The 24,888-nt window shown below is 68.7% G+C and carries 22 protein-coding genes and 1 tRNA gene; 4 read left to right on the forward strand and 19 right to left on the reverse strand.

Going from position 1 to position 24,888, the window contains the following annotated elements; all coding sequences use genetic code 11:
* Positions 1-739: 739 nt before the first annotated feature.
* Positions 740-1,963, reverse strand: a complete 1,224-nt coding sequence (locus tag HFP89_RS05265) for a methionine gamma-lyase (protein WP_168716601.1) — start codon at positions 1,961-1,963, stop codon at positions 740-742.
* A 136-nt stretch (positions 1,964-2,099) separates the two neighbouring features.
* On the opposite strand from HFP89_RS05265, the gene HFP89_RS05270 reads away from it, so the two are divergent.
* Complete coding sequence (locus HFP89_RS05270; protein WP_168716602.1) at positions 2,100-2,555, forward strand: Lrp/AsnC family transcriptional regulator; 456 nt, start codon at positions 2,100-2,102, stop codon at positions 2,553-2,555.
* A 9-nt stretch (positions 2,556-2,564) separates the two neighbouring features.
* Here the strand turns inward: HFP89_RS05270 and gcvH are convergent, their stop codons facing one another.
* The 5 genes from gcvH to HFP89_RS05295 all read right to left on the reverse strand — a co-directional run bounded on the left by gcvH (position 2,565) and on the right by HFP89_RS05295 (position 8,901).
* Positions 2,565-2,954: a glycine cleavage system protein GcvH gene (gene gcvH, locus HFP89_RS05275; protein WP_168716603.1), complete on the reverse strand. Its 390-nt coding sequence runs from the start codon at positions 2,952-2,954 to the stop codon at positions 2,565-2,567.
* A gap of 124 nt (positions 2,955-3,078) precedes the next feature.
* Positions 3,079-4,167, reverse strand: coding sequence for a glycine cleavage system aminomethyltransferase GcvT (gene gcvT, locus HFP89_RS05280; protein ID WP_168716604.1), 1,089 nt, complete (start codon positions 4,165-4,167; stop codon positions 3,079-3,081).
* Between the two features lie 145 nt (positions 4,168-4,312).
* Positions 4,313-5,965 (reverse strand): iron ABC transporter permease, encoded by a 1,653-nt coding sequence (locus HFP89_RS05285; RefSeq protein WP_240956080.1) that lies wholly within the window; start codon positions 5,963-5,965, stop codon positions 4,313-4,315.
* 16 nt (positions 5,966-5,981) lie between these two features.
* Positions 5,982-7,082 (reverse strand): Fe(3+) ABC transporter substrate-binding protein, encoded by a 1,101-nt coding sequence (locus tag HFP89_RS05290; protein WP_240956083.1) that lies wholly within the window; start codon positions 7,080-7,082, stop codon positions 5,982-5,984.
* Positions 7,083-7,470: 388 nt separating this feature from the next.
* Positions 7,471-8,901: an aldehyde dehydrogenase family protein gene (locus HFP89_RS05295; protein ID WP_168716605.1), complete on the reverse strand. Its 1,431-nt coding sequence runs from the start codon at positions 8,899-8,901 to the stop codon at positions 7,471-7,473.
* A 176-nt stretch (positions 8,902-9,077) separates the two neighbouring features.
* Here HFP89_RS05295 and HFP89_RS05300 point away from each other — a divergent pair, with 176 nt between their 5' ends.
* A complete protein-coding gene (locus tag HFP89_RS05300) occupies positions 9,078-9,641 on the forward strand; it encodes a cob(I)yrinic acid a,c-diamide adenosyltransferase (protein WP_168716606.1) in 564 nt (187 codons plus the stop codon).
* Between the two features lie 10 nt (positions 9,642-9,651).
* Positions 9,652-10,608, forward strand: a complete 957-nt coding sequence (locus HFP89_RS05305) for a histone deacetylase family protein (protein WP_168716607.1) — start codon at positions 9,652-9,654, stop codon at positions 10,606-10,608.
* Positions 10,609-11,842: 1,234 nt separating this feature from the next.
* On the opposite strand, the gene HFP89_RS05310 is transcribed toward HFP89_RS05305, so the two are convergent.
* The 12 genes from HFP89_RS05310 to HFP89_RS05365 all read right to left on the reverse strand — a co-directional run bounded on the left by HFP89_RS05310 (position 11,843) and on the right by HFP89_RS05365 (position 22,923).
* A tRNA-Gly gene (locus HFP89_RS05310) sits at positions 11,843-11,917 on the reverse strand.
* A gap of 45 nt (positions 11,918-11,962) precedes the next feature.
* A complete protein-coding gene (locus tag HFP89_RS05315) occupies positions 11,963-12,382 on the reverse strand; it encodes a universal stress protein (RefSeq protein ID WP_168716608.1) in 420 nt (139 codons plus the stop codon).
* A 22-nt stretch (positions 12,383-12,404) separates the two neighbouring features.
* Complete coding sequence (locus HFP89_RS05320; RefSeq protein WP_346775192.1) at positions 12,405-14,027, reverse strand: BCCT family transporter; 1,623 nt, start codon at positions 14,025-14,027, stop codon at positions 12,405-12,407.
* A 97-nt stretch (positions 14,028-14,124) separates the two neighbouring features.
* Entirely contained in the window at positions 14,125-15,153 is a 1,029-nt protein-coding gene (locus HFP89_RS05325) for an HD domain-containing protein (RefSeq protein ID WP_206212232.1), read from the reverse strand.
* Between the two features lie 43 nt (positions 15,154-15,196).
* On the reverse strand, positions 15,197-16,006 hold the full coding sequence (phnE, locus tag HFP89_RS05330; RefSeq protein ID WP_168716609.1) for a phosphonate ABC transporter, permease protein PhnE: 810 nt from the start codon (positions 16,004-16,006) through the stop codon (positions 15,197-15,199).
* Positions 16,003-16,779 carry a phosphonate ABC transporter, permease protein PhnE gene (phnE, locus tag HFP89_RS05335; RefSeq protein ID WP_168716610.1) on the reverse strand — a complete coding sequence of 259 codons (777 nt, stop codon included), beginning with the start codon at positions 16,777-16,779 and terminating at the stop codon, positions 16,003-16,005. The genes phnE (HFP89_RS05330) and phnE (HFP89_RS05335) overlap by 4 nt, the downstream gene beginning before the upstream one ends.
* The gene (gene phnC, locus HFP89_RS05340) at positions 16,776-17,591 is read right to left on the reverse strand and encodes a phosphonate ABC transporter ATP-binding protein (protein ID WP_168716650.1); all 816 of its coding nucleotides are present in this window, start codon (positions 17,589-17,591) and stop codon (positions 16,776-16,778) included. The genes phnE (HFP89_RS05335) and phnC overlap by 4 nt, the downstream gene beginning before the upstream one ends.
* Positions 17,592-17,627: 36 nt before the next feature.
* Entirely contained in the window at positions 17,628-18,617 is a 990-nt protein-coding gene (locus tag HFP89_RS05345; protein ID WP_168716611.1) for a phosphate/phosphite/phosphonate ABC transporter substrate-binding protein, read from the reverse strand.
* 53 nt (positions 18,618-18,670) lie between these two features.
* Positions 18,671-19,051 carry a DUF2237 domain-containing protein gene (locus HFP89_RS05350; protein WP_168716612.1) on the reverse strand — a complete coding sequence of 127 codons (381 nt, stop codon included), beginning with the start codon at positions 19,049-19,051 and terminating at the stop codon, positions 18,671-18,673.
* A complete protein-coding gene (locus HFP89_RS05355; protein WP_168716613.1) occupies positions 19,048-21,132 on the reverse strand; it encodes a tetratricopeptide repeat protein in 2,085 nt (694 codons plus the stop codon). The genes HFP89_RS05350 and HFP89_RS05355 overlap by 4 nt, the downstream gene beginning before the upstream one ends.
* Positions 21,108-22,118 (reverse strand): alpha/beta fold hydrolase, encoded by a 1,011-nt coding sequence (locus HFP89_RS05360; protein ID WP_168716614.1) that lies wholly within the window; start codon positions 22,116-22,118, stop codon positions 21,108-21,110. Before HFP89_RS05360 ends, HFP89_RS05355 begins: the two co-directional genes overlap by 25 nt.
* Complete coding sequence (locus HFP89_RS05365) at positions 22,108-22,923, reverse strand: lysophospholipid acyltransferase family protein (protein WP_168716615.1); 816 nt, start codon at positions 22,921-22,923, stop codon at positions 22,108-22,110. Before HFP89_RS05365 ends, HFP89_RS05360 begins: the two co-directional genes overlap by 11 nt.
* A gap of 128 nt (positions 22,924-23,051) precedes the next feature.
* Here HFP89_RS05365 and HFP89_RS05370 point away from each other — a divergent pair, with 128 nt between their 5' ends.
* A complete protein-coding gene (locus tag HFP89_RS05370; protein WP_168716616.1) occupies positions 23,052-24,098 on the forward strand; it encodes a CDP-6-deoxy-delta-3,4-glucoseen reductase in 1,047 nt (348 codons plus the stop codon).
* 1 nt (position 24,099) lies between these two features.
* Here HFP89_RS05370 and HFP89_RS05375 read toward each other — a convergent pair whose 3' ends face one another.
* Entirely contained in the window at positions 24,100-24,810 is a 711-nt protein-coding gene (locus HFP89_RS05375; protein WP_168716617.1) for a protein phosphatase 2C domain-containing protein, read from the reverse strand.
* Positions 24,811-24,888: the final 78 nt, after the last annotated feature.

Below are 24,888 nucleotides of genomic sequence, written 5' to 3' on the forward strand. Positions count from 1 at the left end.
CGAAGCGCGTGGCGAAACGCTTGTAGCCAGAACCCCGGCACAGCCGCCGGACGCGGCTCCAGCAATACGCGAAGAAAGCAAACCACCTCTCAGCCGAAGCCTGTGGCCGACCAGCGACGGCTCGGCCTGGCCCTGGCTTCGAGGATGCATCCGGGGCCACTGTAACCCGCAGCCGGAGTGAGCCAGGGCGCGGTCCGACCATCGGCCCACCGACGCAATCCGGAAGCCACTGCCCGTTCCGCCGCCTTTGAAGAGCGCTTTTGCCTACTTTTGTCGCGATTGACAAAAACAGGTCGCCAGAAAGCGGACGAAGTCCGCGTGGCGAAACGCCTGTAGCCAGAACCCCGGCAGAGCCGCCAGACAGGGCTCCGGCAAGACGCGAAGAAAGCAAACCACCTCTCAGCCGAAGCCTGTGGCCGACCAGCGACGGCTCGGCCTGCCCCTGGCTTCGCGGATGCATCCGGGGCCACTGTAAACCGCAGCCGGAGCGAGCCAGGGCGCGGTCCGACCACCGGTCCACCGTCACTGCCCGAAAGCCACGGCCCGTTCCGCCGCCGTTGAAGAGCGCTTTTGCCTGCTTCTGTCGCGACTGACAAAAGCAGGTCACCAGAACGCAGGCCAAGCCCGCGTGGCGAAACGCCTGTAGCCAGAACCCCGGCATAAACAGCCGGGCCCGGCTCCAATGATTCCCGCAGAAAGCAATTCCCGGAAAGGAGTGCCAATGGCAATGGCGATCGAATCAGGCCACTCGAATGTGAGCCAGCCGCAGCGCGCGCTCGAGGTCGCCCACCAGGTCCTCGACGGTCTCCAACCCCACCGACAGCCGGATCAGGCCCTCGGCTATGCCGTGTCGGGCTCGCTCCTCGGGCGTCATCGTCGAATGGGTCATGCTGGCCGGATGCTGGATCAAGGACTCGGCATCGCCCAGCGAGACTGCGCGTCGGATCAGGCCCAGCGAGTCCATGAACCGCACGCCCGCCTCGAGCCCACCGTCGAGCTCGAACGCGATCATGCCGCCGAAGTCGTGCATCTGGCGGGCCGCCAGGGCGCGCTGCGGGAAGCTCGGCAGGCCGGGATAGTGGACGCTCGCAACGCCTGGCTGGCGCTCCAGCCAGGCGGCGATCGACGCGGCCGAGCGACAGTGGCGCTCCATGCGGAGTTCCAGGGTCTTCAGACCGCGCATGACCAGGTGGGCGGTCAGCGGCGCCATGACCGCACCGGTGAGATCCTTCAGTCCTTCCATGCGAACACGATGAATGCCCTCCTCGGGCCCGATCACCGCCCCGGCAACGAGGTCGCCGTGACCCCCGAGATACTTGGTCGCCGAATGGACGACGAAGTCGGCACCGTGCTCCAACGGACGGGTCAGCACCGGGGTGGCATAGGTGTTGTCGACCACCACCGCCGCACCACGCGCGTGGGCCGCGCCGGCCACCGCTTCGATGTCGACCAGGCGCATGGTCGGGTTGGCCGGGGTTTCGAAGTAGACCACCCGGGTCGCAGGTCCGATCGCATCGGCGACTCGTTGGGGTTCGGAGAAATCAGCGTGCCGGATGTGCACGCCGAACCGGGCCAGGCCGTGGTGCAGGAACGCGAAGGTGCAGCCATAGAGCGCCTCGTCGGCCAGGATTTCGTCGCCGGGCGACAGCAGTGTCCACAGCAGCGAGGTGATCGCACCCATGCCCGAGGCAGTGGCCAGTGCGGCTGTTCCACCCTCCAGCGACGCCAGGCGGCGCTCCAGCAGGTCCACGGTCGGGTTGGAAATGCGCGAGTAGACGTGGCCGGGCTGCTCGCCGGCGAACCGCGCCGCGCCCTCGGCGACGCGGTCGAAGACGAAGGTCGAGGTCATGTGGACCGGCGGGGTCAGCGCGCCGTGCGGGTCGTCGGGCGATCCGTCGGTACCGGCGTGGATCGCGCGGGTGGCAAAACCGGGCTTCGGCGGGCGGCGGTCGTTGGCGTGCATCGGTGGGCTCCTGCGCATGTCGATAAGGAATCGCGATGGCGATGACGCCAGACTACGACCGCCCTTGCGGCAGGTGCTTGCCTATTCTGCTTCGGGTAAGATGGAAATTGGCATCTTCTGCCAGGATCAACGCCATATGGACAAGAAGGATTTCCAGATTCTGCATCAACTGCAACAGGACGGCCGACTCAGCAACCAGGACCTGGCCCAGCGCGTGAACCTGTCGCCGTCGCCGTGCCTGCGCCGGGTGCGGCAGCTGGAGGAGCGCGGCATCATCCGCGGCTACACCGCGATCGTCGATCCGGAAGCCTACGGCTATCCGCTGACCGTGTTCGTCCGGATCACGCTCGCTCGCCACGACACCGCAACGGTCGCCGAATTCGAGCGGCGGGTGCGGGCCATCGACGAGATCATGGATTGCTTCCTGATGACCGGTCAGCGCGACTACCTGATGCGGGTGGTCGCCGACAGCCTGGCCGGCTACGAGCGTTTCGTGCGCGACGTGATCCACGCGATCCCGGGGATCGCGTCGATCGATACCAGCTTCGCCTACGGCGTGGTCAAGCGGGCGCGCGCGCTGCCCGCGCGCTGAGCGCAGGGATCAGCTGTTCTCGAGGTGTTCGCCGTAGGCTTCGGCGTCCATCAGCTCGTCGAGCTCGCTGGCGTCATCGGGCTTGACGCTGAACAGCCAGCCGTCGCCGTAGGGGTCGCTGTTGACGGTTTCCGGCGAGTCGTCGAGCTGGTCGTTGATCGCGACCACTTCGCCCGAGATCGGCGCATAGATGTCCGAGGCGGCCTTGACCGACTCGACTACCGCGCAGGCTTCGCCGCGCGTGACCGTTGCGCCTTCTTCGGGCAGCTCGACGAACACCAGGTCGCCGAGCTGTTCCTGAGCGTGGTCGCTGATGCCGACGCGGACCAGGCCATCGTCCAGCGCTTCGGCCCATTCATGACTATCGGCGTACTTGAGTTCCGACGGGATCTCGCTCATCTCGATGACCTCGATTCGAATGTGGGGGCCCGACGCGATCGCTCGCGCCGCTCTGTCTGGGGCGATTCTAGCCGCACCGCACCGGTGCTGTCATCGCCGCGGCACCGAGTTGCCGAATTCGTTCTCAGTCGTCGAGGACACCGTCGAGTATCTTCCCGCCCCGCACGAACGGCAGCTTGACCACGCGCGCCGGCAGGCGCCTGCCCCTGAGCTCGACCTCGACGGCGGTCGCCGTGCCGGCCGGGATCCGCGCCATCGCGATCGGCCGCTCGACGGTGGGCCCGAAGCCGCCGCTGGTCACCACGCCCTCGCCGTCGGCCGTCAGCACCCGGGCGCCGGCGCGCGGAATGCCTCCGGCACCGAGCACCAGGCCGACCAGGCGGCGCGGTACACCGGCTTCCCGCTGGGCCTCCAGCGCGGCCCGGCCGATGAAGTCGCGGTCGGCCGGCTCGAACGCCACGGTCCAGGCCAGGTTGGACTCCAGCGGCGTGGTGGTGGTGTCCATGTCCTGGCCGTAGAGGTTCAGGCCGGCCTCCAGGCGCAGCGAGTCGCGCGCGCCGAGGCCGCAGGGCACGACACCGGCGTCGAGCAGCGCCGCAAACGCGTCGGCGGCCAGGCCGTTCGGCAACACGATTTCGCAGCCGTCCTCGCCGGTGTAACCGGTCCGCGCGATGAACAGGTCGCCGTGAACCACGGCGCGGAACGGCTTGAGGGACTCCAGGACCGGTGCGTTCATGCACTCGGCGACGGCCGCACGCGCCAGCGGGCCCTGCACCGCGAGCATCGCCAGGTCGTCGCGCTCGGTAAGCGCCAGGTCGTCGTCGGCCAGCCGTTCGCGCATCCAGGCCAGGTCGGCCTCGCGGGTGGCGGCATTGACGATCAAGCGGTAGAAGCCGTCCTCGATCCGGTAGGTGATCAGGTCGTCGAGAATGCCGCCCTCGTCGTCGAGCATGCAGCCGTAGATGGCCTGGCCGTCCTCGCGGATCCTGTCGACGTCATTGGCCAGCAGGCGGCGCAGCGCGCTGCGCGCACCGGAACCACGGACGTCGACCACGGTCATGTGCGAAACATCGAACACGCCGGCCTTCTCGCGCACCGCGCGGTGCTCCTCGACCAGCGAGCCGTAGCGGATCGGTAGCGTCCAGCCGGCGAATTCGACCATGCGGCCGCCGGCCGCCTCGTGGGCATCGAACAGGGGCGTTTTTCGGGTCATCGGATTCTCGCGGGTTCGGTTCGGGGGAGCGCCGGCTCATGGGCCATGTGGAAGACCGTGTGCCACTCAGCTGGCTAGTGTACCCGGCCCGGCCCCGATGCTTCCTCCTCGGGTCGTCGCCGGACGCGCTCGCGCCGAGGCCTCATCAGCCGGGCCGGGCGCCGGCGGCCCCGCCGAGCCGCCGCATCAGCAGGACCGCCGGGATCGCGCCGAGCACGACCAGCACCAGGGCCGGCAAGGCGGCCCGCTCCCACTGCCCTTCGGCGGTCAGTTCGTAGATCCGGATGGCCAGCGTGTCCCAGCCGAACGGCCGCAGCATCAGCGTCGCCGGCATCTCCTTGGCGATCTCGACCAGCGCCAGCAGGAAGGCCGTGACCAGCCCCGGGCGAAGCAGCGGCAGCATCACGTGCCACAGGCGCGTCCAGCGACTTGCACCGAGGCTGCGGGCCGTCTCGAACAGTTCGGGACGGATCCGCGCCGCGACGCCTTCCAGCGGCCCCCAGGCCACCCGCACGAAACGGATCAGGTAGGCCAGCAGCAGCGCCATCAGGCCACCGGCCAGGGCGGTATCGAGAACCCGGTCCAGGCTGGTCAGGGCCAGCATGATGGCCACGGCGAGCACGGTGCCCGGAATCGCGTAGCCGCTGGCCGCCAGCTCGCTGGCCAACGCCACGCGACGCGGCGCGCGGTAGCCGGCCAGCAGCAGCAACAGACCGCCGACGACCACGCCCGCGGCACCCAGGGTGCCGAGCAGCATGGTGTTGCCGATCAACTCCAGGGCATCGGTGCTCCACAGCTGGCCCAGCGACGGCAGCGACCAGACCAGCAGCTGGATCAGCGGAATCACGACGGCGACGATCAGCACCAGCAGCTGGGCGCCGGTGGCCAACCAGCCGCGGGCCCCGCGCAGCACGATGCGATTGGGCACGCTGCGCCGCTCGGCCTGACGCACGCGGGCCGAGCGGGTGGCCCGTTCGGCGAACACCAGCGCCAGCAGGAACAGCATCAGCAGCGACGCCAGTTGGGTCGCCGCGCGCAGGTCGAACAGACCGAGCCAGGTCCGGTAGACCGCGGTGGTGAAGGTATCGAAACCGTAGATGGCCACCGCACCGAAGTCCGCCAGCGTCTCCATCAGCGCCAGCGCCAGGCCTGCCATGATTGCCGGCCGGGCCGCCGGCAGGCTGACCCGGAGAAACACCCTCAGCGGCCCGGCGCCGAGGCTGCGGCCGGCCTCGAACGCCACCAGCCCGCCGGCGCTGAACGACGCGCGAGCCAGCAGGTAGACATACGGATAGAACGCCAGGACCAGGATCGGCAGCACCCCGACCGGCTTCGACAGCGCTGCGATCCAGGCCGGGGTCGCCCCGACCAGTTCGCGCAGCTGGGTCTGCAGCGGTCCGGCGAAATCGAGCAGCCCCAGGTAGATGAAGGCCAGTACGTAGGTCGGAAACGCCAGCGGCAGGATCAACAGCGGATCCAGCCAGCGTCGCCCCGGATACTCGCAGCAGGCCGACAGCCAGGCGAGACCGACGCCGAGCACCAGCGCGCCGGCCCCGACCACGACCATCAGCAGCAGACTGTGGCCGATCAGACGAGGCAGCAGATAGGTGCCGAGGTGGCGCCAGATGTCGCCATCGATCGACGCCCAGCTGAACACCAGCATCAGCAGCGGCAGGCCGACCAGCACCAGCAGCGGCGCAAGGAGCCAGGCCCGGGCCGGCAGTCTGCGGACCCGAGCGTGCGGGGTGGTCACCGGCGGGAGACCCGCCGGTGCCATGCCGGTTCGAGCGTCGCTCAAGTCCGTGGATCCGGACTCAGCGCCAGCCGGCGCGATCCATCAGACGCACGGCCTCGGCCTGGCGCTGACCGGCCACGCGCAGGTTGATCGAGTCGGCCTCGAACTCGCCCCAGGCGGCCACGGTCGGATCCAGCGGCACGTCGTCGACGACCGGGTATTCCATGTTGCTGGCGGCGATGAACTGCTGGGCGTCCAGCCCGGTCATCCACTCGATCAGCTGCCGGCCGGCGGCCGGTTCCGGGGCATGCGTGGTCAGGCCGGCACCGGAAATGTTGACGTGCACGCCGCTGGTGTCCTGGTTGGCCCAGAACAGCTCGACCGGATAGTCCGGGTCGTCCTTCTGCAGGCGGCCGAGGTAGTAGGTGTTGACCAGGCCGACATCGCACTGACCGGCCGCAACGGCCTCGATCAGGCGCGTGTCGGACGAGAACGGTTCGGTGGCCAGGTTCTCGAGCCAGCCGGCCACGATCTGTTCGGTTCGCTCCTCGCCGAGCCGCTCGATCATCATCGCGACCAGCGACTGGTTGTAGACCTTGCGCGAAGTGCGCAGGCACAGCCGTCCGGCCCACTCCGGCGCGGTCAGGGCCTGGTAGGTCGACAGGTCGGCGGGGTCGACGCGGTCGGGGTGATAGACCAGCGTCCGGGCGCGGATCGACAGGCCGAACCACTGATCGTCCGGATCGCGCAGTTCCGCCGGGATGCGTTCGTCCAGCACGTCGGAGTCGATCGGCTGCAGCAGGCCGCGCTCGGCCGCCTGCCACAGGTTGCCGGCATCGACCGTGATCAGGACGCTGGCCGGGGTCCGGTCGCCTTCGGCGGCCAGGCGCTCGATCAGCGCAGCCTCGGAGTCGCTGATGTAGTCGATCGCGATCCCGGTCTCTTCGGTGAAGTCGTCGAACAGCGGTTCGACCAGGTGCGGCTGGCGCGAGGTGTAGACCACCAACCGCTCCGGCGACGTCGGGGCGGTCGAGCCGTCCTCGGCCGGCGCAGCATCGGATCCGGCCGGTGCCGCAGGTTCGACATCGTCCCCGGACGGGGCGGCGGATTCGTCGTTGGAACACGCGGCCAGCAGCACGACCGCCAGCAGCATCGGGAGCCATCGGGTAACGAGATTCATCTGGAACAACTCCGGTTCGGGGAAACCCCAGTATAACGAGAATGATTCACATTTGCGTGACCGGCTTCGGACCGATCACGTCCTGCTCCGGCCGCCGGGCAAGCCGATTCCGGGACGGACGAACGCGGGGAACCCCGCCTGAAGAACAAGGCCGTTGATCGAACACGACACGGCGCAGGACGGGTTATGCCGCATCGGCCAGCTCGGTCGATTGATTCCGATCAAACGTCGGATCGCGGCCCGTTTCGCCGGACCGCACGGCCCGGGCTCGTCGAGCGATGTACCCCGCCCGACGCGGATGGAACGACGCCTCGACCTCGAGGGGCATTCCGCCGGGGTCTCTCGTGAATCGACCGACCGAACCCGTCGCGATCGGACCCCGGTCGACTCACGCCTCCCGGATCGCCAGCAAGCGGATCTCGGTCATGTCCTCGATCGCGAACTTGATGCCCTCGCGGCCCAGGCCGGAATCCTTGACACCGCCGTAGGGCATGTGGTCGACACGGAAACTGGGAACGTCGTTGATGATCACGCCGCCGACCTCGAGCCGGTCCCAGGCACGCCGGATCTTGCCGATATCGCGGATGAACAGCCCGGCCTGCAGGCCGTAGCGCGATCGGTTGATGCGGTCCAGCGCAGCGTCGAAGTCATCGAATCGCTCGAGAATCATCGCCGGACCGAACACTTCCTCGGAAAACAGCTTGCAGTCATCCGGCACGCGGTCGAGCAGCGCCGGGCGCACCACCGCCCCGTCGCGCTCGCCGCCGACCAGCCGTCGCGCGCCGGCCGCCTCGGCTTCCTCGATCCACTGGACCACGCGCTTTGCATCGTCCTCGCTGATCAGCGGACCGACGAAGGTCTCGGGATCGCGCGGGTCGCCGCCGCGCAAGGCGCCGACCTGCTCGACGAGACGTTCGGTCAGCGCGTCGTAGATCGCGTCGTGGACCAGCACTCGCTGAACCGAAATGCAGCTCTGGCCCGCCTGGTAGAAGCCGCCGAAGACCAGGCGTTCGACGGCGTCGTCGAGATCGGCGTCGGCGTCGACCAGGCAGGCGGCGTTGCCGCCGAGTTCCATGACCACCGGTTTCTTGCCGGCCTTGCCCTTGAGCATCCAGCCGACCTTGTCGGAACCGGTGAAGCTCATCAGCTTCAGGCGCTCGTCCTCGGTGAACCGGGCCGCGTCCTCGCGCGGCACCGGCAGGATCGAGAAGGCGCCCTCGGGCAGGTCGAACTCGGCCAGGATCTCGCCGAGCACCAGCGCACCGATCGGCGTCTTTTCGGCCGGCTTCAGGATGAACGGGCAACCGGCGGCGATCGCCGGGGCGATCTTGTGCGCAACCAGGTTGTACGGGAAATTGAACGGCGTGATGAACGACACCGGGCCGATCGGGACCCGTTTCCAGAATCCGAGGACGCCCTCGGATCGCTCGGCGATGTCCATCGGCAGCACCTCCCCGCCGATCCGGGTCGCTTCCTCGGCGGCGATCCGGAAGGTGTCGATCAGGCGCTGGACCTCGCCGCGCGCGTCCTTGATGACCTTGCCGCCCTCGACGAGGAGGATCTCGGCCAGTTCGTCGAAGCGCTCGACGAATCGATCGGCGCAGCCGTTCAGGACGTCGCGCCGGCGATGGGCCGGCAGCCTTGCCATCGCCGGCGTCGCCTCGACGGCCGCCGCGATCGCTCGATCGACGACCGCGTCGTCGGCAAGCGCCACGCGGGTGGCGACCTCGCCGGTGTGTTTGTCGATCACCTCCAGGTCGCGGTTCGCGTCCACGGCCCGGTTGGCCAGATAGTACGGATACGAAGACTGGATCGTCATGGCGGGTCTCGCGGTGTGCGTCAACCCCAGAGGGTAACCGATCGTCCGGCGGCGACCCGCGATCCCGACCGCCGACACCCGGCCCGCTGCTGCCCGACTCGCCGAATATCACGGAAAGAGCGCCGGGGTCCATTAGAATGGCGCTCCGATTTCCTTCCCGACTCCGGAGTGCGCCGATGGGCCATCGCCTTTCCAAGATCTACACCCGCACCGGCGACGACGGCACGACCGGCCTCGGCGACGGCACCCGCACGCAGAAGGACAGCCTTCGCGTCGAGGCCTATGGCACCGTCGACGAGCTCAACAGCGCCATCGGCGTGGTCATCGCCGCATTGCCCGGCGCAACCGACGATGGTTCGCTCAGTTCGATGCTGCTCGACGTACAGCACGACCTGTTCGACATCGGCGGCGAATTGTGCATCCCGGATACCACGCTGATCGGCGACCGCCACATCGAGCGGCTGGAAAACGAGCTCGACCGGATCAACGCCGACCTGCCGCCGCTGAAGGACTTCATCCTGCCCGGCGGCAACCTGGCCGCGGCGCAGGCCCACCTGGCCCGCACCATCTGCCGACGCGCCGAGCGCCGGGTCATCGCGCTGGCCCGCCACGAAGCGGTCAGCGACACGCTGCTGCGCTACCTCAACCGCTTGTCGGACCTGTTGTTCGTGCTGGCCCGGAGCGTTGCCCGTGCCACCGGCACCGGCGAGATCCTCTGGGACCACGACCGCGACCGCTGAGGAATCCGGCATGGCTCGCACCTCCGTCGATCCGGCGCCACTGATCGTGTTCACCCATCCGGCCTGCGCCGGCCACGACCCGCTGCCCGGCCACGCCGAGCAGCCGGCCCGCCTGCAGGCCGCACTGGACGGCCTCGGCCAGCTCGACGCGCTCGACCTGCGCGATGCCGAACCGATCGGCGGCGAGCGCCTGGCCCGCGTCCACACCGCGCCCTACCTGGCCGAACTCGATGCGCTGGAGCGGCGCATCTACAGCGAGAATCGCGCCTTCGCGCTGGATCCCGACACGCACGTCGGCCCCGGCAGCTTCGACGCCATCCGTCGCGCCGCCGGTGCAGCCTGCCAGGCTGCCGAGGCCGCCCTCGCCGAGCGCCGCAGCAGCTTCGCCGCCGTGCGCCCTCCCGGCCACCACGCCGAGGCCGGTCGCGCGATGGGCTTCTGCGTCTACAACAGCATTGCCCTGGCCGCCGACGCCGCGCTGGCCCGGCCCGGCGTCGAGCGCGTGGCGGTGGTCGATTTCGACGTCCACCACGGCAACGGCACCGAGGCGATCTTCGCCGGGCGGGACGATGTGCTGTTCCTGTCCAGCCACCAGCTGCCGCTGTACCCGGGCACCGGCGATCCGGCCGAGACCGTGGCCCGAAACGTCCACAACGCCGCTCTGCCCCCCGGATCGGGCAGCAACCAGTTCCGCGACGCCTGGCAGGCCGACCTGCTCCCCGCCCTGGACCGCTTCGCACCGCACCTGATCCTCGTCTCGGCCGGTTTCGATGCCCACTGGCGCGACCCGCTGGCCCAGCTGGACCTGAAAGACGAAGACTATTTCTGGATCGGTCACCAGCTGCTCGGGCTGGCACGAACGCACTGCGGTGGTGCGCTGGCGGCATCGCTGGAGGGCGGCTACGACCTGCAGGCATTGGCCGATTCGGTGCTGGCGTTCGCCGAGGGGATCACGTTCGAGCATTGAAAGTCGGTCCGGCGTTCTGCCTGTGTCTTGCCGAGTCCCTTGCGACTGGGCTTGCCTGGCCCGAGTCAGACCTCAACACAGAAATCGAATAGCGTTTTGCCCGCCTGCTTCACGGGCTGATCGCGAGGTGGTTCGTGGCGACAGGAAGTACACGAAAGTGCAGTTCCTGTCGCCCGGGTCAGCAAAGCGCACCCGGGGTTTTCGCTTGCGTTCTTGACGTCAAAGGCGTTTCGCGGCTGGCTGCGCCAGCTGATGCGAGGTACTTCTGAGGCCCCGAAAGTACCCGGAATGGCTGCGCGAACATCGCCGCCCGGCCTGCGGCCGGGTGCCCTGGAATGCTCGGTGCGAGCGGGGCCAGAAGAACTCGCTGCGCGCCTTCGGCGCTTCGCTCGGACACCTTCCGGCCCGATTGTCATGACAAGCGCGCTCGCCCCTGCGCTTCTCGGCGGCGCTGACGGCGGGGCACGTCAAACGCCGACCCGCACTCCGTTCCACCTGTTGGAGGGCGCTTGCGCGCGAACGGGTTCTGCCGGGGCCACCCTTCGCCCGCAAGCGGCCTCCAACAGGCCAGCGATGGCGCCCGCCTTTCCGTGGCGATGGGTTGAATCTGTCTCGAGGGTACCGAAAAGCGCAGGGACGAGTGGAACGATTGCCATCACAATCCGCCGCTGCATGTCTGAGCGTAGCGAGCGCAAGCGAACGAAGCGAGTTCAGCGGACCCCACTCGCACCGAGCATCGCAGGGAACCCGAGCGAAGCTCGGGCGCCATTGCGGGAAAAGCGCTCTTGCTTGTGCTGGTCATGACGATCGTCGCCACAAGAGACACGCGCATCAGCTGGCGAAGCAGGCGGCGAAAGCCCTTCCTGATTACGCATGAACCTCGGCCACGGTCGGGTAGCGTCCCGACATCGGAGCGTCGCGGCAGGCGATACAGGCAAGCCGTTGGATCATCCGATCGGATTCGAAGGACGGGCTTCCATCACAAGCGAGATTCCAGCCCGACGCCGGACTGGCAGAAAGACCGCCTGTTGGAGGGCGCTTGCGCGCGAACGACTTCGGAAGCGGCCACCCTTCGCGCGCAGGCGCCCTCCAACAGTCGAACCCGGGCAAAAAGCGCTTTCGAAGGGTCCTGGCTTGCTGTTCTCGAGTTTCCTGCACGCCTCCGGAAGGCTGTACTACCGGCTGAGAAACGTGCCTGATCAGGAAGCCCTTTGAACCATCGAAAAAGAGGAAATGGAGCGGGCGAACGGAATCGAACCGTCATCACGAGCTTGGGAAGCTCGGGTAATCACCATTATACGACGCCCGCTTCGGCCCCCATTATCGCCGCGGGAAAATCGGCTGGCAAGCCGTCTCAGCGAACCACGAACACCGACACGTCGCTGTGTCGGACCAGCCAGGCGGCGTGCGAGCCGATCAGGTGCAGCGCGTCGGCCACGCCCGGCGGATGCGAGCCCATGACGACGAGATCGGCGCCGGTCTTCTCGATGCCCTCGAGCAGGCGCTTCTCGAGTTCCGCACCCGGGTCGTTACTGGTCAGGGTCAGCGCCTCGGTGGTGATGCCGGCGCGGCTGCCCTGCTCGCGCGCGAACATGTCGAGCTCGGCGGCGAATTTTTCCGGTGTGCGGGCCACGGCGTTCGGCACCTTGCCGGACACGGCCACGTAGGTCACGGGGGCCTCGTACTGTCGCGCCAGGTCGGCGGCGGCGTCGAGTGTGCGTTCCATCCGGTCGGCGTGGTCGAGCGCCACCGGCACCATGATTCGTTCGAACATGTCGCTTTCCTCCCTCCTCGACTCAGACCTCGACGGCCTCGATGGCCTGGTTGAGCTGGTGTTCGTGCCAGAGCCCGAGCGCGAGACTCACGCACATCGCCAGCAGCACGAAGGTGAACGGAAGCCCGGTGCTGACCGCGCCGGCCTGCAGCGCATCGAGCGCGGCGGTCCCGCCGATCGAAAGCAGCACGGCGGCGATCACGCCCTGCATGATCGCCCAGAACACGCGCTGGGTCACCGGTGCGTCGGTCTTGCCGCCGGACGTAATGGAATCGATGACCAGCGAGCCGGAATCCGATGAGGTGACGAAGAACACCAGCACCAGGCAGATTCCGAGCAGCGAGGTCAGCGAGGCCAGCGGCAGGTTGTCGAGCATCTGGAACAGCACCAGGGCTTCGTCGCCGATGCCGTCGGCCAGCTGGCCGATGCCCTGTTCGATCTGGTCCAGCCCGCTGCCTCCGAACGCGGCCATCCAGACGGTCGTGACCAGCGTCGGAACGACCAGCACGGCGGTCAGGAACTGGCGAACGGTCCGGCCGCGCGAGACGCGGGCAATGAACATGCCGACGAACGGCGACCAGGAAATCCACCAGGCCCAGTAGAAAATCGTCCACTCGTGATAGAACGTGTCGTCGGTGCGGCCGACCGGGTTGCTCAGCGGCAGGATGGACTGGAAATAGCCGCTCAGGGTCTGGCCGTAATTGACGACGAATGCCGACAGCGAACCGGCAACGATCACGAACAGAAGCAGCACCAGCGCCAGCGACATGTTGATGTTCGACAGCAGCTTGACCCCGCCGTCGATGCCGCGCAGCACCGAGATCAGCGCCAGCGCGGTCACGCAGCCGATGATGACCAACTGGGTCGGCAGCCCGCCTTCGAGGTCGAACAGGAAGCCGATACCGGCCGCCGCCTGCTGCGCTCCGAAGCCCAGCGACGTGGCAAGCCCGAAGATGGTGGCCAGCACCGCGAGGATGTCGATGACATTGCCGATCGGCCCCCAGACCCGATCACCGAGCAGCGGGTAGAAGGTCGACCGGATGGTCAGCGGCAGGCCCTTGTTGTAGCTGAAGAAGGCCAGCGCCAGCGCCACCACGGCGTAGATCGCCCATGGATGCAGGCCCCAGTGATACATCGTCGCGCCCAGCGCGGCCGGACGCGCCTGTTCGGTGTAGCCCTCGATGTCCAGCGGTGTGCCGTACCAGTCGGTGTAGTACGCGGCCGGTTCGGCCACGCCCCAGAACATCAGTCCGATGCCGATGCCGGCAGCAAACAGCATCGCGAACCACGAGACCAGCGAAAAGTCCGGCTCGGCGTCGTCGCCGCCGATGCGGATGCGGCCGACCGGCAGCAGGATCAGGGCAATGCAGAACAGCACGAAGACATTGCCGGCCGACAGCAGCACCCAGTCGAACACCACCTGGATCCACGCCTTGGTCGATTCCAGCCCGTCCTTGGCCGCTTCGGGGAACAGCAACGACAGCGCGACGAACAGCACGATCAGGCTCGCGCTGATGAAGAACACCGGGTTGTGCATATCGAGCCCGAAGCGCTCGATATTGTCCTGGCCGACCTCGTAGTCGGTCTCGTAGACCTCTTCGAGGTCGGCGATCAGCTGTTCGGCGTCTGTGCTTTGTTCATGCACCTGGCTCTCCGGAGATGGGTCAGGGGAATGGCGATCCTGCAACGACCGACGAGCGGCCGGGATCGAACGAGGACCCGGTTGTGCCGGGCCGACTGCATCAGACCAGTCCGCGGGGTCGGAACCAGCGATCGTGCAGGTTGAGCGCGTACCGATCGGTCATGCCCGCCACGAAGTCGATTGCCTGGAGCTGCACGGGATCGTCGTCGCGGCGGTAGCTGTCGGGAATCTGGTCGGGGTTGCTGCACAGGTGTTCGACCAGCTGGTGGATGACCACGCGGGCCCGTTCGGCCTGGGCGCGGGATTCGGGGCGCAGGTAGACGCGCTCGAACATGAAGTCGCGGAAGACCCGCATGGCCTGCAGCACGTCGGCGCGCATCAGCACCCGGCCGCGAGCGATCGATTCGTCGATCACCGCGTCGATCATGCGGCCGATCCAGGAATCATCGACGAAGTCGCCGAGCACCGCGGTGACCTCGCCGGGCAGGTCCTTGTGCGTGACCAGGCCGGCCCGGACAGCGTCGAGCAGGTCGTGATTCAGGTAGGCGATGCGGTCGGCAAAGCGGCAGACCCAGCCCTCCGGGGTGTGCGGCGGCGGATCGACGCGCCAGGTGTGGGCCCGGATGCCGTCGAGCACTTCCCAGCTCAGGTTCTTCGGCTCGAGGAGGCGGAAGATGCGCACCCCCTGCTCCGAATGCAACCACTCGCCGTGCTCGACGTACTCCGACAGTGCAGCCTCGCCGGTGTGTCCGAACGGCGTGTGACCGCAATCGTGGCCGAGGCAGATCGCCTCGGTCAGGTCCTCGTTCAGGTCCAGTGCACGGGCGATGGCACGGGCGATCTGGGTGACCTGCAGGGTATGGCTCATCCGGGTGACGAAATGATCCCCCTCGGGATTGATGAACACCTGGGTCTTGTGTTTGAGCCGCCGGAACGCCTTGGAATGAGCGATCCGGTCCCGATCGACTTCGAACACGGTACGCAACGGGTCGGGCAGCTCGTCGCGTTCGCGGCCGCGCGACTCCACCGATCGCGTCGCCAGCGGCGACAGCAGCGCTTCCCGCTCCTCGCGCATCGCCCGCGTGACCCGGCGGACGCCGGGACGCGTCTGTTCAGCAGTAGAAGACATGGGGCCATTCTACCCCGGCCGCGTCGAGGCCGGGCCGGGCCGGTCAGCTGCGGATGATCCGGCGCCGGATTTCACCCGACAGCATGTCGATCAGCAGCACCACCAGAATGGTCAGGATCAGCACCGCTGCGGCCTTGTCGAAGTGTCGATAGCGCAGGGTGTTCAGCAGCACGCCGCCGACCCCGCCGGCCCCGACCACGCCGAGCACCGCCGAGGCGCGGATGTTGAGTTCGAACCGGAACAACCAGTGCGCGACGATTTCCGGCAGCACCGCCGGCAGCACCGCCCAACGCAGCGCCAGCAGGCGCGAACCGCCGGCGGCCTCGACCGCTTCGACGGTACCGAAGTCCAGCGAGTCGACGACCTCGGCGCCGAGCTTGGTCAGCATGCCCACCGACGAAATACCGATGGCCAGCGCGCCGGCGAAGGCGCCGAGGCCGACGATCGGCACGAAGTAGATCGCCAGCAGGATCTCGGGAAACGCGCGGGCCGTGGCCGAGATCAGCTTGACACCACGCGCCAGGCGGGGAAACAGCACGCGCGACCCGATCAGGGCCAGCGGCAGCGACAGGATCGCGGCGATGATGGTCCCGATCCAGGCGATCTGGATCGACTCCACGATCGCCGGCAGCACCCGGTCCCAGCCGTAGGCCATGTCGGCCGGCCAGAAGAACGAAAGCACCCGGGCCACGCCGGCCGGGACTTCGATCAGCCGGTCCGGGGTGAACCCGATCGCCGCCAGCGAGCCGAAGAACAGCACGCCGATGACGAAGGTCACCATGGTGCCGAAACCGATCGGCGGTCCCGGGCGCTTCAGCGGATCGATACTCACGGGCGGTTTCGGCGCGGTCATGTCAGTCGCTTCCGGATCGATTCGCTGATCTCCTCGATGATCAGCACCGCGACCAGCACGGCGAGGATGATCATGGTCACCCGCTCGTACTCGAAGTTGGCGCGCTGGGTCTCGAGGATCATGCCGATGCCGCCGGCCCCGACCAGGCCGAGCACCACCGAGGCGCGGATGTTCAGCTCGAAGGCGTAGAGGGCGTAGCTGACGTACTGCTGCATGGCCTGCGGCAGCGCGCCGAACTGGATCATCTGCAGCCAGTTGCCGCCGGCGGCGCGGATCGCCTCGGGCAGGCCCATGTCGATCGACTCCAGCGACTCCGAATACAGCTTCGAGATCACCGCCACCGTGAACACGGTCAGCGCCAGCGCCCCGGCGACCGGACCGAAGCCGACCGCGGTCGCGAACAGCATGGCCCAGAACAGGTCGGGCAGCGTGCGCAGGATGTTCATGAAGTTGCGGTCGACGAACCAGGTCGGTCGGTTCGGGGTCAGGTTGCGCGCGGCCAGCACCGCCACCGGAATGGCCAGGATGCCGCCGACCACCGTGCCGATGATCGCGATGTAGACCGTTTCCATCATCGGCCCGGCCAGGCGCGGCAGGAAACCGAAATCGGGCGGCCAGGATTCCTCGAGCAGGCGCGTGCCGCCGGCGATGTTGCAGGCCAGTTCACTGGCCGAGAACCCGATGCCGTAGGCCGACCACACGGTCATCGCGGCCAGGAACCCGACCACGCCGATCCACAGCGGCCAGTTCGGCGACGGCCGCGCCGGGATCATTCTCCGCCCCCCTCGCCGCCTTCGACCGCCTCGTCCTCGACCACGTCGTCGGCGGTCAGGTCGCGACCGTAGATGTCGCGGAAGTCCTCGTCGGTCACGGTCCTGGCCGAGCCGTCATAGACCAGTTCGCCGAAGCGCAGCCCGATGATCCGATCGCCGTACTCGCGGGCCAGGTCGAGAAAGTGCAGATTGACCAGGGTGGTGATGCCCAGCTCGCGGTTGATCCGGACCAGGTCGCGCATGATCTGGTGGGTGGTCACCGGATCGAGCGACGCGACCGGCTCGTCGGCCAGGATGATGGCCGGCTGCTGGGCCAGCGCCCGGGCGATGCCGACCCGCTGCTGCTGGCCGCCGGACAGCTGGCTGGCCTTGACCCAGGCCTTGTCGGTGATCCCGACCCGCTTCAGCGCATCGGCGGCGATCTCACGGTCCTCGCGCGGCCACAGGCCCAGCATCGAGCGCCAGGCCGGGACATGGGCCAGCCGACCGATCAGCACGTTGGACATCACCGACAGGCGTTTGACCAGCCGGAAATCCTGAAAGATCATGCCGATGTTCTTGCGGACCCGGCGCAGCTGTCGAGTCGAACCGGTGTTCAGGGCCTCGCCGTTGATCTCGACCCGACCGCTGGTCAGCGTGTTCAGGCCGTTGATCGCGCGCAGCAGCGTCGACTTGCCGGCGCCCGACGAGCCGACGATGACGACGAACTCGCCCGGCTGGATCTCGAGATCGAGGTCCTTCATGCCGACCACGCCGTTGGGATAGACGATGCCGGCGTCGTGGAAGCGGATGGCGCCGGAGCGCGAAGTCATTGGGCGTTCGCTCATGGAAGTCCTCGTGCGGGCGCGCTACTGGCGGATGATTTCGTAGGCCGACCGGACCGGGTCGTACATGCCGGGCTCGAAGCGCTGGAACCCGTCGATCTCGTAGAGAACCCACAGGATCTTCTGGTCGTCCGGCAGGTGCGCCTGTTCTTCGGTCAGTTTCAGGAAGGCCCGGATGATGGCTTCCCTCAGGTCGTCGGGCAGTCCCGGCCGCAGCTGGACACCGTCGTTCGGGATCATCGGTGCGTAATCGAACACGATCGCCTTCTCGCCGATGTCCGGGTACTGGCCGCAGATCATGTTGCGGGCGTCCTCGTAGGCCACGCCGAAGCGGGTATCGCCGGCGTAGACGGCCAGCACCGCCGCGTCGTGGCCGCCGACGAACAGCCCGTTGACGTCGCGCTCCGGGTCGATGCCCATGTCCATCAGCTGGACGGCCGGGAAGAGGTAGCCCGAGGTGCTGTTCGGGTCGACGAAAGCGACCGTCTCGCCGCGGACCTGTTCGAGGTCGCCCTCGCACTGCAGGAAGGTGCGGGTCACGTTCTGGCGGCCGGCCACGCGCGATTCGCAGATCCGTTCGACGGCCACCGGCGGCGTGCGGCACACCGACGGGTCGTTGGTCATCCACTGGGTCCGGTAGCCGGTTTCGCCGCGGCGGGTGGAAATCAGGATCGGTTCGAGGTCGTAGCGCCGCTCGCCCAGCATCGCCGCGAACGGCGGCAGCATGCCGATATCGGCCCGGCCGGCGCCCAGCGCCTCGACCAGGCCGGTGTAGTCCTGCGGCACGAACGAGGTCACCGGCACGCCCAGCTCGGCCTCGAGGTACTCGGCCAGCGGATCGAGGTTGTCGACCAGCGCATCGGCCTCCAGTGCCGGCACCAGGCCGAGCACCAGCTCCTTCGGCCAGCCGCGCTCGTCGACCGGCTCGCCCGGGCAGCAGCCGGCCAGCATCAGGGCCAGCATGGCGGCACCGAGCAGGCGCAGGACACGGCGGGAACGAACGGCTGGACTCATCGCGCCCGAGCATACCCGAAGCTTTCCGGGGGAATGTTGCATTCGCATGACGGTCAGTGCGTGGCCTCGATGGCGTGCGCGCGGAGCAGGTCCAACGGCACGTGCTCCAGGGTGCGCTGGTGGGTGGCCGCGAGCGCCACGCGCGGCGCGCAGCCGGCCCGCGCCGCTTCCAGCCAGCGCAGCGCGCACAGGCACCAGCGCTGGCCGGGGCGGAGCCCCGGAAAGCCGAACTCCGGCCGCGGTGTCATCAGGTCGTTGCCGCGCGCGGCGCTGAATTCGAGGAACTCGCGGGTCATGACCGAGCAGACCGTGTGACAGCCGGCGTCTTCGGCGGAGGTGTTGCAGCAGCCGTCGCGGTAGAAGCCGGTGACCGGATCGCGGCCGCACTCGGCCAGTTCGCCGCCGAGCACGTTGACGGCCGGGGCGCGGTTCACTGGCCGGCGTCCGCTTCGAACAGCCCCGGGTAGGCGGCCCAGCGGCCCTCGGGCGGAAACGACTGGCGCCGGGACGCGGCCTGCAGCCCCTCGAGCATCGTCGATTCGGCGCCCTGGCCCAGCGCTGCGCGGATCGCGGCGACCGCCCGGTCGGGCGCATCGCGCAGCTGGCCGCGCGGAATCCGCACGATGCGGAGCGGCAGATGCGCCTCGACCTGCGCCCACAGCGCCTGTTCCTGGCGCCACGCGGCGCGCAGTTCATCGATCGCGGCGTAGCCGCTCAAGCGCCAGTACAGTTCGAGATCGCGCTCGTCGGCCTCCGGCATCAGCACGATCAGCTCCGGGAAATAGCGCGCCAGCACCGGGATGGCGGTCGCCTCCCACCAACCGAAATCGATCACCGGACCGGCCGCGCGGCTGTTTTCGAAGCCGCGCAGGAAGCGGCGGCGGCCGGTGTGGAGCGTGGCCTCCGGAAGGCCCTCGGCTTCGCTCGGCGGCATCGGGATATCCAGCGCTTCGCGTCGGCGGCGCGCGCCTTCCGGGTCCAGCGGACGGAACGACGGATCGGCGGCAATCGCCGCCGCGATCAGCTCGCGCCCCGCTCCGGGCCAGCCGGCCAGCAGCACCGGCGGCGGCAGGTCGTCGTCCGGAACCTCGAATTCCTCGGCACGCCACTCGTGATCGAGCCACTGCTCGATCAGACCGGTGCCGTGCTGCGGCGCCAGCACCCGGGCATGCGGGGCGGCGACCCAGGCGGCCTGGTCGAGATGCCGCATGGCCGCGTCCGGACGATCGGCCCGGTCGTAGAGACTGGCCAGCATCTGATGAAGCCGCGGATGGTTTGCGGCATCGACCTCCGGCGAGGCAAGCAAGCGTTCCAGCGGCTCGCAGGCGTCGTCGAAGCGCTCGAGCGCACGACAGGCCTCGACCCAGACGAAGACCGCGTCCGGATCCGGCGTGGCCGATTCCATCAGCGGGTTCAGCGCCCTGGCCACGCCGTCGAGGTCGCCGTCGAGCATCCCGAGCCGTCCCGCCATCAGGCGCGCCTCGCGGGCGACCCGGGGCTGCGGACTGGCCTGCAGCTCGCCGAGCTGCGCATGGGCCTCGTCGGTTTCGCCCAGCGCGTGGGCCGTGCGCGCCTTCAGCAGGGCGACGTCGGCCATGCCGTCGTCGACCTCGGCGATCCGCTCGCGCGCCGCGGCCGGATCACCGGCCAGCAGCTGCATCTCGGCCGAGCGCAGCGCCAGCGTACGGTCGGTCGGCCACTTCTCGCGCGCCTGCTCGAGCAGCTGCCAGGCCTGCTGCTGGTCGCCGAGCCGGGTCAGGCAGGTCACGGCACCGAGCACGCTGCTGGCGCCGCCGTAGTTGCGTCGGATCGCTTCGCGATAATGGGTGAGCGCCTCGCGGTCCTGGCCCTTGGTGCGCAGCACCGCGGCCAGTCCGCCGTGCAGTTCGCCGGAGTCCGGCGCTTTCTTCAGCGCATTGCGCAATGCCTGCTCGGCGAAATCGACGTGGCCCTGGGCAAGGTAGACCCGGGCCATCGCGTCCTGGGCCGACGGGTGGTCGGGGTCGAGTTTCACCGCCTGGCTGGCCAGCGAATGGGCCTCGTCGACCTGCCCGGCCTGGACCAGCGCACGGCCAAGCGCCGCAAGAGCCGGGACGTGGTCGGCGCGCGCGCGCAACGCCACCCGCAGCTCGGAGATCGCGCGCGTCAGGTCGCCGCGGTGGATCGACATCACGCCCATCATGGTCCGGGCCTCGACGTGGTTCGGATCCAGCGCCACGGCCTGCGCCAGGGCTTCGCGCGCCTCGTCCTCCCGCCCCAGTTCGGCCAGCAGGCGCCCGTGGTAGTAGTGGGCCGCGGCGCTGCCGTCGCCGAGTTCGGCGGCGCGCGACAGGCTCTTCAGCGCGGCTTCGTACTTGTTCAGCGCGCGCCGACACAGACCCAGCATCATCAGCGCCTGCCAGTTCTCGGGCTCGGCCTCGACAATGCGTTCGAACAAGCGCTCGGCTTCGTTGTAGCGGCCATCGGAGAAGAGTTTCGCGGCCTGACGACTCAGGTCCGGTTCAGGTGCAGACATAGTTCACTCACGATTCGTTGTTGGATCCAGGATTCCATCCGCCAGCTGCTCAGGAATCCGCAATGCCCGCCGTGCTCGAGAATCTCGAGATCGAGGGCGGGCGGCCGCGGCAGCGCTTCGAAATCCCCCACGGGGATGATCGGATCGTCGGCGGCGGTCACGACGAGGCTGGAGACGGTCAGGCCGTCCAGGTAGTCCCCGGCGATCGAATACCCCTCGAGGTAGGCGTCCAGGTCCGGAAACTCGGTATAGGCCTCGACCAGCCAGCGAGTCTGGTCGTTCAGGTTCCGGTGCCGAAGCCACGGGTCGAGATTGTACCGCTCCGGATACAGCGCCTGCTTGCGCTTCAGGCTCCGGCGCCACTTCCGGACGAAGTACTGCTCGTAGACCGACAGTCCCTCTTCCAGCGCCTTCAGCACGTGCTTGGGCCGGATCACGGGACTGACGGCGACGACGCGGTCGAGCTCGAAGCCGTGCGCCGGCGCGTTGCGCGCCACGCGCAGCGCGAAATTGCCGCCGAGCGAGAAGCCGACCAGGAACACGGGACCCGGCCGGTGGCGATCGGCCAGCTGGCCCACCGCGTCGAGCACCTCGTCGAGCAGGCAGGAATGGAACAGGCCCTCGTTGAGGTGGTGCGACGGCCCGTGGTCACGGAAATTCAGCCGGAAGGTCTCGAAGCCCGCCGCGTCCAGCGCCAGCGCGGCGTCGAGCAGGTAGTTCGACTCGGCACTGCCCTCCCAGCCGTGGAGCAGGATCGCCAGGCCGCCGTTGGGACGGGCCGGCACGCTGTGGTGGCCGAGCAGCCGGGTGCCGTCGGAGGCCGTCAGGATCTCGTCGCGACTGGCCGTTCGGTAGGCCCGCGATCGGCGTCGCAGCCCGAGCTTGCGCAGCGGACTCGAGGTCAGGATGGACTGCACGTGCGCATTGGCCAGCCAGCCGGCCGGCGCGTAGGGCCCGGGATCGCGGATCGGGGAATCAGTCGGCATCGACATCACAGTACATCTCGGTCACCTGGCGCTGGGCTTCGCGGGCCAGTTCGTTGCGTCCGGCGCCGCGGCTGGCCATCGGCGAACCGATTCGAACCTGGACCTCGCAGGCCGGCCGACCGAGGGCGCCGACGACCAGCCCGGCAAAGCTCGTGCCCGGGCCGAACACCTGTTCGCCGTGCAGGTCGCCGTCGCGCCAGTAGCGGATGGCCACCGGCAGCACCGGCGCGCCGGCGCGGATCGCCGGACCGAACAGGCGCGGGTGGAACCGGCCGACGCCGCGCGCCAGGTGGATGCCGCCCTCGGGAAAGACGCCGACGATCCGGCCGGCGCGCAGCAGTGCGGCCATCCGCCGGGCCGCGCGCCGGCGCGATTCCTCCGACCCGCGCCGGATGAAGATCGTGCCGACCGCGCGCGCCAGGAAGCCGACCAGCGGCCACTCGCGGATGTCGTGCTTGGCGACCAGCCACAGCGGCGCCACGGCGTGCAGCACCGGAATGTCGAAGCCGCTGATGTGATTGGCGACGATCAGGCCCGGTCGTTCGGGCAGCGTGCCGTGGATGCGCAGCCGGTAGCCGAGTACGCGCAGCAGGATCCGGGCGTAGCCCCGCTGGACCCGCAGCGCGACCGGCTGCCCGGCCACTTCGAGGTCGCGAACGCCGGGCAGCAGCGCCAGCAGCAGCACCGGAAGCCCGATGACCGCCACGACCAGCAGCAGCGGCAGCCGGAGCAGCATCCGCCATGCCCGCGGCGTCGCCGGATCGGCCTCGGGAACGGCATCGAAGATGGATGGATCGGAATGCACGCGTGGCTGCAGGGACGGCGGACGCCGCCTTGATGCGGAATCCGGTATTTTAACGGCCTCGTTCACCGCGCACCGCACCCCTGCTCCGGCCCAGCACCGGTCAGGCCGCGATCAGCCCCAGGAGTACCATGTCCGCCCACGCCCCGAAACCCGCGACCGTCACGCTGTCGCCCAGCCACCGTGCCTTCGACGCACAGCCCGACGAAACCCTGCTGGCCGCCGCGCTGCGCCAGGGCGTCATGCTGCCCTACAGCTGCAAGAACGGGACCTGCGCCAGCTGCAAGTGCCGGCTGGTCGAGGGTCGGGTTCGCTATCCGTTCAATCCGCCCGATGCGCTCGGCGCCGACGACGTGGCCGACGGCCAGGTGCTGGCCTGCCAGGCCGTGGCCGACGGACCGGTGGTGCTCGAAGCGCGCGAGATCGAGCAGGTCGCCGATCTTCCGGTCCGGATGATGCCGGCCCGGGTCGAATCGATCGAGGACCTCACGCCGGACGTGCGCCGGCTGCGCCTGAAGCTGCCGCGCGGCCAGCGGCTGCAGTTCCTGGCCGGCCAGTACATCGACATTCTGCTGCCCGGCGGCAAGCGTCGCGCCTTCTCGATCGCCTCGACGCCGGCGGAGACGGACTTCATCGAGCTGCACGTCAAGTACGTCGACGGCGGCGGCTTCACCGGCCACGTCTTCGACGGCATGCAGGTCGGCGAGATCGTCCGCTTCGAGGGCCCGCTGGGGACCTTCTTCGTCCGACTGGGCAGCCCGCGACCGATCCTGATGATGGGCGGCGGCACCGGCTTCGCGCCGCTCAAGGCGATGATCGAGGACCTGCTCGCCGCCGGCGACGACCGGCCGATCACGCTGTACTGGGGCGTGCGCACGGAAGCCGACCTGTACGCGAAGGCGCTGATCGACGAAATCGCCGAGCGCCACCACGATTTCCGCTTCGTGCCCGTGCTCAGCGAACCGGACGCCGGCTGGGACGGTCGCACGGGCTTTGTCCACGAGGCGCTGCTGGCCGACCACCGGAACCTGACCGCCTACGAGATCTACATGTCCGGCCCGCCGGCCATGGTCCACGGCGCGCGCACCGCGTTCCTCGAGCGCGGCGTCAGCGAGGACCACCTGCACTACGACTCGTTCGACTTCGCCCCCGACGTGCCGCCGCAGGCCGGGGCCTGACTCACTCCGGCGCGTCGAGCACGATCAGGGTGATGTTGTCGCGGCCGCCCGCCTCGAGCGCCTGGTCGGCCAGCGAAACGCCGATGGCTTCCAGGTCGTCGCTGGTCTTCAGCGCGTCGAGGATGTCGGCGTCCTCGACCTCGCCGGTCAGGCCGTCCGTGCACAGCAGCAGGCGATCGCCGGCCTGCCAGGCGTAGCGGGCCGTCTCGATCGTAGGCAGGCCCTCGCGCTGGCCGATGCAGTCGGTCAGCATGTGGCGCTGGGGGTGGGAGCGCGCCTGTTCGGCGGTGATCCGGCCCGAATCCAGCAGCCGCGACGCCACATTGTGGTCGCGGGTCAGGCACTGGAAGCGATCGGTCGCCGGCGAATAGCGATAGATGCGGCTGTCGCCGACCCAGGCCAGTTCGAAGCCGTCGCCGTTTTCGCGCACGGCGACCAGCGTCGTGCCCATCTCGCTGAGTTCCGGGTCGTCGGCCTGGGCCATGCGCACCTGCGAGTGCGCGACCTCGAAGGCATCGGCCAGCTCCATGCCGTGGGTCACCGCCTGTTCGACGGCTTCGGCGGCGATCCGGCTGGCCTCGGCGCCCCCGGCATGCCCCCCCATTCCATCGGCCACCACCCAGAGTCCTGCATCGGGGCGCGTCAGGACGCGATCCTGGTTGCTCGAGCGCACGCGGCCCAGGTGGGTCACGGCGTAATACCGGTCCGTCATCGACTCCGTTCCCTTCCGGTCACTCGCGCAGTATCGCACCCCAGGACCGCTCATTGGTCTGTTGTTACAGGGTTGTAA

Origin of the sequence: Wenzhouxiangella sp. XN79A, from assembly GCF_012272825.1 — a bacterium.
In the GTDB taxonomy this organism is placed as follows: domain Bacteria; phylum Pseudomonadota; class Gammaproteobacteria; order Xanthomonadales; family Wenzhouxiangellaceae.

Excerpts from the sequence above, each read along its gene's own strand:
- HFP89_RS05265 (WP_168716601.1), bottom strand. The coding sequence starts at position 1,963 with ATGCACGCCAACGACCGCCGCCCGCCGAAGCCCGGTTTTGCCACCCGC.
- HFP89_RS05325 (WP_206212232.1), bottom strand. The coding sequence starts at position 15,153 with ATGTCTTCTACTGCTGAACAGACGCGTCCCGGCGTCCGCCGGGTCACG.
- phnE (WP_168716609.1), bottom strand. The coding sequence starts at position 16,006 with ATGACCGCGCCGAAACCGCCCGTGAGTATCGATCCGCTGAAGCGCCCG.
- HFP89_RS05290 (WP_240956083.1), bottom strand. The coding sequence starts at position 7,082 with ATGAATCTCGTTACCCGATGGCTCCCGATGCTGCTGGCGGTCGTGCTG.
- gcvT (WP_168716604.1), bottom strand. The coding sequence starts at position 4,167 with ATGACCCGAAAAACGCCCCTGTTCGATGCCCACGAGGCGGCCGGCGGC.
- HFP89_RS05375 (WP_168716617.1), bottom strand. The coding sequence starts at position 24,810 with ATGACGGACCGGTATTACGCCGTGACCCACCTGGGCCGCGTGCGCTCG.
- HFP89_RS05355 (WP_168716613.1), bottom strand. The coding sequence starts at position 21,132 with ATGTCTGCACCTGAACCGGACCTGAGTCGTCAGGCCGCGAAACTCTTC.
- HFP89_RS05360 (WP_168716614.1), bottom strand. The coding sequence starts at position 22,118 with ATGCCGACTGATTCCCCGATCCGCGATCCCGGGCCCTACGCGCCGGCC.
- HFP89_RS05370 (WP_168716616.1), top strand. The coding sequence starts at position 23,052 with ATGTCCGCCCACGCCCCGAAACCCGCGACCGTCACGCTGTCGCCCAGC.
- phnE (WP_168716610.1), bottom strand. The coding sequence starts at position 16,779 with ATGATCCCGGCGCGGCCGTCGCCGAACTGGCCGCTGTGGATCGGCGTG.
- HFP89_RS05300 (WP_168716606.1), top strand. The coding sequence starts at position 9,078 with ATGGGCCATCGCCTTTCCAAGATCTACACCCGCACCGGCGACGACGGC.
- HFP89_RS05345 (WP_168716611.1), bottom strand. The coding sequence starts at position 18,617 with ATGAGTCCAGCCGTTCGTTCCCGCCGTGTCCTGCGCCTGCTCGGTGCC.
- phnC (WP_168716650.1), bottom strand. The coding sequence starts at position 17,591 with ATGACTTCGCGCTCCGGCGCCATCCGCTTCCACGACGCCGGCATCGTC.
- HFP89_RS05270 (WP_168716602.1), top strand. The coding sequence starts at position 2,100 with ATGGACAAGAAGGATTTCCAGATTCTGCATCAACTGCAACAGGACGGC.
- HFP89_RS05295 (WP_168716605.1), bottom strand. The coding sequence starts at position 8,901 with ATGACGATCCAGTCTTCGTATCCGTACTATCTGGCCAACCGGGCCGTG.
- HFP89_RS05315 (WP_168716608.1), bottom strand. The coding sequence starts at position 12,382 with ATGTTCGAACGAATCATGGTGCCGGTGGCGCTCGACCACGCCGACCGG.
- gcvH (WP_168716603.1), bottom strand. The coding sequence starts at position 2,954 with ATGAGCGAGATCCCGTCGGAACTCAAGTACGCCGATAGTCATGAATGG.
- HFP89_RS05305 (WP_168716607.1), top strand. The coding sequence starts at position 9,652 with ATGGCTCGCACCTCCGTCGATCCGGCGCCACTGATCGTGTTCACCCAT.